This window comes from Streptomyces sp. NPDC050988, assembly GCF_044456225.1.
GTDB lineage: Bacteria > Actinomycetota > Actinomycetes > Streptomycetales > Streptomycetaceae > Streptomyces.
This window is the reverse complement of record NZ_JBITFQ010000003.1, coordinates 652940-660521: the sequence shown is the minus strand read 5'-3', so window position 1 is coordinate 660521 and position 7582 is coordinate 652940. Positions and strand designations below refer to the sequence as shown.

Below are 7582 nucleotides of genomic sequence, written 5' to 3'. Positions count from 1 at the left end.
GTGGAGTCGTCGTTGAAATACCAGTCTGGTCGTGCTGGATGTCTAACCTGGGTCCGTGATCCGGATCAGGGACAGTGTCTGATGGGTAGTTTAACTGGGGCGGTTGCCTCCTAAAGAGTAACGGAGGCGCCCAAAGGTTCCCTCAGCCTGGTTGGCAATCAGGTGTTGAGTGTAAGTGCACAAGGGAGCTTGACTGTGAGACCGACGGGTCGAGCAGGGACGAAAGTCGGGACTAGTGATCCGGCGGTGGCTTGTGGAAGCGCCGTCGCTCAACGGATAAAAGGTACCCCGGGGATAACAGGCTGATCTTCCCCAAGAGTCCATATCGACGGGATGGTTTGGCACCTCGATGTCGGCTCGTCGCATCCTGGGGCTGGAGTCGGTCCCAAGGGTTGGGCTGTTCGCCCATTAAAGCGGTACGCGAGCTGGGTTTAGAACGTCGTGAGACAGTTCGGTCCCTATCCGCTGTGCGCGTAGGAATATTGAGAAGGGCTGTCCCTAGTACGAGAGGACCGGGACGGACGAACCTCTGGTGTGCCAGTTGTCCTGCCAAGGGCATGGCTGGTTGGCTACGTTCGGGAGGGATAACCGCTGAAAGCATCTAAGCGGGAAGCCTGCTTCGAGATGAGTATTCCCACCCACTTGATGGGTTAAGGCTCCCAGTAGACGACTGGGTTGATAGGCCGGATGTGGAAGCCTCGTAAGGGGTGAAGCTGACTGGTACTAATAGGCCGAGGGCTTGTCCTCAGTTGCTCGCGTCCACTGTGTTGGTTCTGAAACCACGAACAACCGTTGTAGCCATGATTATGGCTCCGGTTTGTCTGTTTCATAGTGTTTCGGTGGTCATAGCGTGAGGGAAACGCCCGGTTACATTCCGAACCCGGAAGCTAAGCCTTACAGCGCCGATGGTACTGCAGGGGGGACCCTGTGGGAGAGTAGGACACCGCCGAACTCCTTTTAGAGCTCCGGTTCTTGGACTTTCAGTCCAAGAACCGGAGCTTTTTTGTTTTCCGGGACGGCGGCCGAACCCCCTCCGCGCTGCGGGCAGATGCCTGAGGGTAAGGTCAGGGGGCATCGTCGGCACGTTCCCACAGGAGGCCCCCGGGTGGAGGTCCAGGAGACCCGCGTCCAGACAGACCGGGTGCTCACCATCCCGAACATCCTCAGCATGGCGCGTCTCGCAGGCGTGCCGCTGTTCCTGTGGCTGATCCTCAGGCCGGAGTTCGGTGGTCCCCAGAGTGACGGCTGGGCACTCCTGGTGCTCATGCTCAGTGGCATCAGCGACTATTTGGACGGCAAGCTGGCCCGTCGCTGGAACCAGATCAGCAGTCTCGGCCGGCTGCTGGACCCCGCGGCCGACCGGCTCTACATTCTGTCGACTTTGGTCGGGCTCACCTGGCGCGAGATTCTGCCGCTCTGGCTGACAAGTGTCCTGCTGGCGCGTGAGCTGCTTCTTCTGGTGATGGTGGGCATCCTCAGGCGTCACGGCTATCCGCCACCGCAGGTGAACTTCCTTGGGAAGGCTGCTACGTTCAACCTGATGTACGCCTTCCCGTTGCTGCTGCTCAGTGACGGAAGTGGATGGCTTGCGTCACTCGCTGCTATTTTCGGATGGGCGTTCGCGGGATGGGGTACAACGCTCTACTGGTGGGCAGGGATCCTCTACGTGGTTCAGGTCCGCCGCCTTGTCCGCGCGGACACCATGGCCGATTGAGCTCGCCGAATGGGCGGCCGTTAGTGGCCTCTGATGGCCCGCAAGCAGAATGTGCGGGACAATCTGACGGGTGAAGTCGGCTAGACCGTCGTCTCTTCAAGGAGGACGCTTCCGACATGAAGGCCGTCGTGATGGCCGGAGGTGAAGGCACACGCCTTCGCCCCATGACCTCAAGCATGCCCAAGCCGCTCCTGCCCGTGGCCAATCGCCCGATCATGGAGCATGTGCTACGGCTGCTCAAGCGGCATGGGCTCAACGAGACCGTCGTTACTGTCCAGTTCCTGGCCTCTCTCGTCAAGAACTACTTCGGTGACGGTGAAGAGCTCGGTATGGAGCTCACCTATGCCAATGAGGAGAAGCCACTCGGTACTGCCGGCAGTGTCAAGAACGCCGAGGAAGCGCTGAAGGACGACACCTTCCTCGTGATCTCCGGTGATGCTCTGACCGACTTCGACCTCACTGATCTGATCAATTTCCACAAGGAAAAGGGCGCGCTGGTCACGGTCTGTCTGACCCGTGTCCCGAATCCGCTTGAATTCGGCATCACCATCGTGGACGAGGAAGGCAAGGTCGAGCGCTTTCTCGAGAAGCCCACCTGGGGCCAGGTTTTCTCGGACACCGTGAACACCGGTATCTACGTCATGGAGCCGGAGGTGTTCGACTATGTCGAGGCCGATGTCTCCGTCGACTGGTCCGGCGATGTCTTCCCTCAGCTGATGAAGGAGGGCAAGCCGATCTACGGCTATATCGCCGAGGGCTACTGGGAGGACGTCGGCACGCACGAGAGCTACGTCAAGGCGCAGGCCGATGTCCTGGAGGGCAAGGTCGACGTCGAGCTCGACGGCTTCGAGATCTCGCCCGGGGTCTGGGTCGCGGAAGGCGCCGAAGTACATCCCGACGCCGTACTGCGAGGACCGCTCTACATCGGGGACTACGCCAAGGTCGAGGCGGACGTCGAAATCCGCGAGCACACCGTGGTGGGCTCCAATGTCGTCGTGAAGGCAGGGGCGTTTCTGCACAAGGCCGTGCTGCACGACAACGTGTACATCGGCCAGCACAGCAATCTGCGCGGCTGTGTCATCGGAAAGAACACCGACATCATGCGGGCCGCCCGGATCGAGGACGGCGCCGTCATTGGGGACGAGTGCCTGGTCGGTGAAGAATCGATCGTTCAGGGCAATGTGCGGGTCTATCCGTTCAAGACCATCGAGGCCGGCGCCTTCGTCAATACGTCGGTCATCTGGGAGTCCCGGGGCCAGGCCCATCTCTTCGGAGCCCGAGGAGTCTCCGGGATCCTGAACGTCGAGATCACGCCAGAGCTGGCCGTACGCCTGGCGGGTGCGTATGCGACGACGCTCAAGAAGGGCTCGACCGTCACGACGGCCCGTGACCACTCGCGAGGCGCCCGTGCGCTCAAGCGGGCGGTCATCTCGGCACTGCAGACCAGCGCCATCGACGTACGGGACCTGGAGAACGTACCGCTGCCGGTGGCTCGGCAGCAGACCGCTCGGGGCAGTGCCGGCGGGATCATGATCCGGACGACGCCCGGGGTTCCCGACTCCGTCGACATCATGTTCTTCGACGGGCGTGGGGCGGATCTCTCGCAGGGGAGCCAGCGGAAGCTGGACCGGGTGTTCGCGCGGCAGGAGTACCGGCGTGCGTTCCCGGGCGAGATCGGGGACCTGCACTTCCCGGCCAGCGTCTTCGACTCTTACACCGGTTCTCTGCTGCGGAACGTGGACACCACCGGGATCGCCGAGTCCGGGCTGAAGGTGGTCGTGGACGCGTCGAACGGCAGTGCCGGGCTGGTGCTGCCCAGCCTCCTGGGCAAGCTGGGGGTCGACTCGCTGACCATCAATCCCGGTCTCGACGAGTCGCGGCCCACGGAGACCGCGGACGCCCGCAGGTCGGGGATGGTGCGGCTCGGCGAGATCGTGGCGTCCGCGCGCGCCGCGTTCGGGGTGCGGTTCGACCCGGTGGGCGAGCGGCTGTCGCTCGTCGACGAGAAGGGCCGGATCATCGAGGACGACCGGGCGCTGCTCGTGATGCTCGACCTGGTGGCGGCCGAACGGCGTAGCGGGCGGGTCGCGTTGCCCGTGACCACCACGAGGATCGCCGAGCAGGTGGCGGCGTACCACGGGACCCAGGTCGACTGGACGACGACGTCGCCGGACGATCTGACGCGCGTCGGGCGCGAGGAGTCGACGATCTTCGGAGGCGACGGGCGCGGTGGCTTCATCGTGCCGGAGTTCAGCAGTGTCTTCGACGGCACGGCGGCCTTCGTACGGCTCATCGGTCTGGTGGCGCGGACGCAGCTGACTCTCAGCCAGATCGACGCGCGGATTCCGCGGGCGCACGTCCTCAAGCGTGATCTCGCGACTCCCTGGGCGGTCAAGGGACTTGTGATGCGGCGCGTGGTCGAGGCGGCCGGAGACCGGTTCGTGGACACGACCGACGGCGTACGGGTGGTGGAGACCGACGGGCGCTGGGTGATGGTTCTTCCGGACCGGGCGGAGGCGGTCACGCATCTGTGGGCGGAGGGGCCCGACGACGCGTCCGCCCAGGCCCTGCTCGACGAGTGGTCGTCGGTGGTGGACAGCGCCGGTCGCTGAGTCGCACGCGCGCGTGCCGGATGTGCTCCAAAGGGGCACGTCCGGCACGACGGTGGGGCCATTCGGAGGTACTGCCCGCGACGTGCGACGATGTGCGGCATGCCGCAGCAGCCCCCCGTTCGGAGCACTCCTACGCGCCCCCCGCGCCCGGACGCTTCCATGTCGCTGCTCACCAACGTCATGGACCACAGCCTCGACGACGGGTACGCGGAGGCGGCTGCCCGCAAGAAGGCCGACGGGACCGGCGCCCTGCCGAAGACGTTGCGGGCGAAGCTCGGACTCGCCGCCGGTCTGGTGCTCGCGGCCCTTGTAGTGACCGTGGGGGCCGCGCAGGCGCGGATAGCGGCTCCGGTCGTCGCCAAGGAGCGCGAGGAACTCATCGACCGCATCGACCGCGAGACGTCGACGGCCGACAAGCTCGAGGGCAGTATCGACAAGCTCCGCGACGACGTGAGCGCGCGGCAGCGCGAGGCGTTGAAGAAGCATGGTGGCGACCAGGGCGAGCTGGTGGGCATCCTGGCCGGCGCGGTCGAGGTGCACGGCCCCGGTGTGAAGCTCGTCGTGGACGACGCCAAGGAAGCCGACCAGGGCGGCGACGGAGACGCACGCGAGACGTCGGGCTTCTCCGACACCGGGCGGGTGCGCGACCGCGACATGCAGCGCGTGGTCAACGGGCTGTGGGAGTCGGGCGCCGAGGCCATCTCGATCAACGGACAGCGGCTGACGGCACTGTCTGCGATCCGGGCTGCCGGTGACGCGATACTGGTCGACAACAAGCCCCTCGTGCCGCCCTACACGGTGCTGGCGGTGGGGGACGGCGAGCGGCTGCGCACCGCGTTCCAGAACAGCGGCGACGGACAGTATCTGGACGCCCTCCGGAAGAACTTCCATATCTGGACCGGCATTTCCGTCGAGGACGACGTCCGGCTGCCCGCCGCACCGAGTGTGATCGTACGAACAGCGCAACCGAACACAGAGAAAGGCACATCGTGATCGCCGTACTGGGCCTCGTCGTGGGAGTCGTGGCTGGATTGTTGGTCCGGCCCGAGGTTCCGGCGGTGGTCGAGCCCTATCTTCCGATCGCCGTCGTCGCGGCGCTCGACGCCGTGTTCGGAGGTCTGCGGGCGATGCTCGACGGCATCTTCGACGACAAGGTGTTCGTGGTGTCGTTCCTGTCCAACGTTGTCGTGGCGGCGCTGATCGTCTTCCTCGGTGACAAGTTGGGTGTGGGCGCTCAGCTGTCCACGGGTGTCGTGGTCGTCCTCGGCATCCGGATCTTCTCCAACGCCGCGGCGATCCGCCGTCACGTCTTCCGGGCGTGAGGCCGATGAGCAGCCAGGGCGAGACCCCAGAGACCCCAGAGACTTCAGAAACCCCAAAGGCCCCAAAGACCTCAGAGTCCCCTGAGACCCCAAAGGGTCCAGAGGCTCCGGAGGCATCCGAGAACCGTCTGCGCAAGGAGCTTCCTCAAGAGGTGCGGGCACAGGAGGATCCGGAGTCGCCGGACGCCGAGGCGGAACCGCGCAAGCCGGTTCTGACCGGCCGCCAGCGGCTGGTGAAGGGTCTCTGGCCGCCGCGTGTGTCGCGTGCGCAGTTCATCGTCGCCCTCCTGCTGTTCGGCCTCGGTTTCGGTCTCGCCGTCCAGGTGGCGTCCAACAGCGACAGCGACGGCGCCCTCCGCGGCGCGCGTCAGGAGGATCTCGTACGCATCCTCGATGAACTGGACGACCGTACGCAGCGTCTGGAAGAGGAGAAGCAGGGGCTGGAGGATCAGCGCACCGAGCTGGAGAACAGTTCGGACCAGGCCGAGGAGGCCCGCAAGCAGACGGTCGAGAAGGAGAAGCAACTCGGCATCCTGGCGGGCACCGTGGCGGCGCAGGGCCCCGGCATCACGCTGACCATCGAGGACGAGAAGGGGACGGTCGAGGCCGACATGCTGCTCGACGCGATCCAGGAGTTGCGTGCCGCCGGAGCGGAGGCGATCCAGGTCAACGGTGTAAGGGTCGTCGCGGGCACCTATCTGACGGATGTGAGCGACGGAGTGGCCGTCGACGGGAACAAGATCAGCGCCCCCTATCGTTTCAAGGTCATCGGCAAGCCCCAGGACCTCGAACCTGCGCTCAACATCCCGGGTGGAGTGGTGCAGACTTTGGAGAAGGAGCAGGCCACTGTCACGGTGGAACGATCGGACAAGATCATCGTGGACGCCTTGCGACCGGCGAAGCGGCCTGACTACGCTCGGTCGTCCTCCCAGTGAACCGGGGGCGCTTGGGGGCCGCTCCTCGAGGGCATGAGGTTGCGGGGGGTCGACGCACCGAATGGGTGGTGCGTGGTGGAAACTGTCTGGTGGATACGGACGTTGTGAGGGTGTCCGGCTCGGCCGGTGTGTGCAATCAGGGTTCGTCCTGCCCCACGGGCGGGTCTGTTTCGGTCAAGGGGAATCGCCCGTGAAGTTGTTTGCGAAGTTGTTCGGCAAGAGCGCGCGAGAGGGCAGCGACAACGCGACTGCCCGCCATCGTGCACCGCGCCCCGCGGAGGGCGAGGATCAGGGGGACCGCCCTCTGTTCCGCGACCAGGTCGGTGGTCCCGGCGGTGACATTTCCGGTGGTCAGGGCGCGCCGTCTGTTGACCCTGCCCAGTCGGGACGCATAGGTTTCGGCTCCGACCCGTATGCGTCCAACGCCCCGACGGGGCAGCCGCGGCAGGAGGATCCGTCCATGTCGGCCCTGGTGTGTACGAGGTGCGGTAACCGCAACGCGGAGGCGAGCCGCTTCTGCTCCAACTGCGGTGCTCCGTTGCGGGCCGGGGCGACCCCCGAGCGTCCGTCGGAGACCACCTCGACGATCTCCATCTCGGGCCTCGAGGCCTACGACGCCGAGGTCACCGGCCAGACGCAGATGCCGATGCTCTCGCCCGAGGCGCAGGCCGCCGTCGACGCGCTGCCGCTCGGCTCGGCGCTCCTGGTGGTGCGCCGCGGGCCCAACTCGGGCAGCCGCTTCCTGCTGGACGGCGAGCTGACCACCGCCGGCCGTCATCCGCAGAGCGACATCTTCCTGGACGACGTGACCGTGTCGCGCCGCCATGTGGAGTTCCGTCGCGTTTCCGACGGCTCGTTCACGGTGGCGGACGTCGGCAGCCTCAACGGCACGTACGTCAACCGGGAGCGGATCGACTCGGTCCCGCTGTCGAACGGCGACGAGGTGCAGATCGGCAAGTACCGGCTGGTCTTCTACGCGAGCCAGCGGGGTATCTGACC

At 65.4% G+C, this 7582-nt stretch carries 6 protein-coding genes and 2 rRNA genes; all 8 read left to right on the top strand.

All coding sequences use genetic code 11. The annotated features are described in order from the left end of the window. A 23S ribosomal RNA gene (locus tag ACIBEI_RS11205) occupies positions 1-747 on the top strand; the annotation flags it as partial. Between the two features lie 88 nt (positions 748-835). Further along, positions 836-952 (top strand): 5S ribosomal RNA (gene rrf, locus ACIBEI_RS11200). Between the two features lie 153 nt (positions 953-1105). Then, positions 1106-1714: a CDP-alcohol phosphatidyltransferase family protein gene (locus ACIBEI_RS11195; RefSeq protein ID WP_200399624.1), complete on the top strand. Its 609-nt coding sequence runs from the start codon at positions 1106-1108 to the stop codon at positions 1712-1714. A gap of 116 nt (positions 1715-1830) precedes the next feature. Continuing rightward, positions 1831-4326 (top strand): mannose-1-phosphate guanyltransferase, encoded by a 2496-nt coding sequence (locus ACIBEI_RS11190; RefSeq protein WP_143644369.1) that lies wholly within the window; start codon positions 1831-1833, stop codon positions 4324-4326. Between the two features lie 90 nt (positions 4327-4416). Continuing rightward, entirely contained in the window at positions 4417-5319 is a 903-nt protein-coding gene (locus tag ACIBEI_RS11185) for a DUF881 domain-containing protein (protein ID WP_398887341.1), read from the top strand. Beyond that, on the top strand, positions 5316-5648 hold the full coding sequence (locus ACIBEI_RS11180) for a small basic family protein (protein WP_003988855.1): 333 nt from the start codon (positions 5316-5318) through the stop codon (positions 5646-5648). Before ACIBEI_RS11185 ends, ACIBEI_RS11180 begins: the two co-directional genes overlap by 4 nt. A 5-nt stretch (positions 5649-5653) precedes the next feature. Next, complete coding sequence (locus tag ACIBEI_RS11175) at positions 5654-6583, top strand: DUF881 domain-containing protein (RefSeq protein WP_398887339.1); 930 nt, start codon at positions 5654-5656, stop codon at positions 6581-6583. A gap of 61 nt (positions 6584-6644) precedes the next feature. Then, entirely contained in the window at positions 6645-7580 is a 936-nt protein-coding gene (locus ACIBEI_RS11170) for an FHA domain-containing protein (protein ID WP_398887337.1), read from the top strand. The last annotated feature ends 2 nt before the right edge of the window (positions 7581-7582 follow it).

Coding starts and splice junctions, on each gene's coding strand:
- ACIBEI_RS11185 (WP_398887341.1), top strand. CDS start 4,417: ATGTGCGGCATGCCGCAGCAGCCCCCCGTTCGGAGCACTCCTACGCGC.
- ACIBEI_RS11175 (WP_398887339.1), top strand. CDS start 5,654: ATGAGCAGCCAGGGCGAGACCCCAGAGACCCCAGAGACTTCAGAAACC.
- ACIBEI_RS11170 (WP_398887337.1), top strand. CDS start 6,645: ATGGGTGGTGCGTGGTGGAAACTGTCTGGTGGATACGGACGTTGTGAG.
- ACIBEI_RS11190 (WP_143644369.1), top strand. CDS start 1,831: ATGAAGGCCGTCGTGATGGCCGGAGGTGAAGGCACACGCCTTCGCCCC.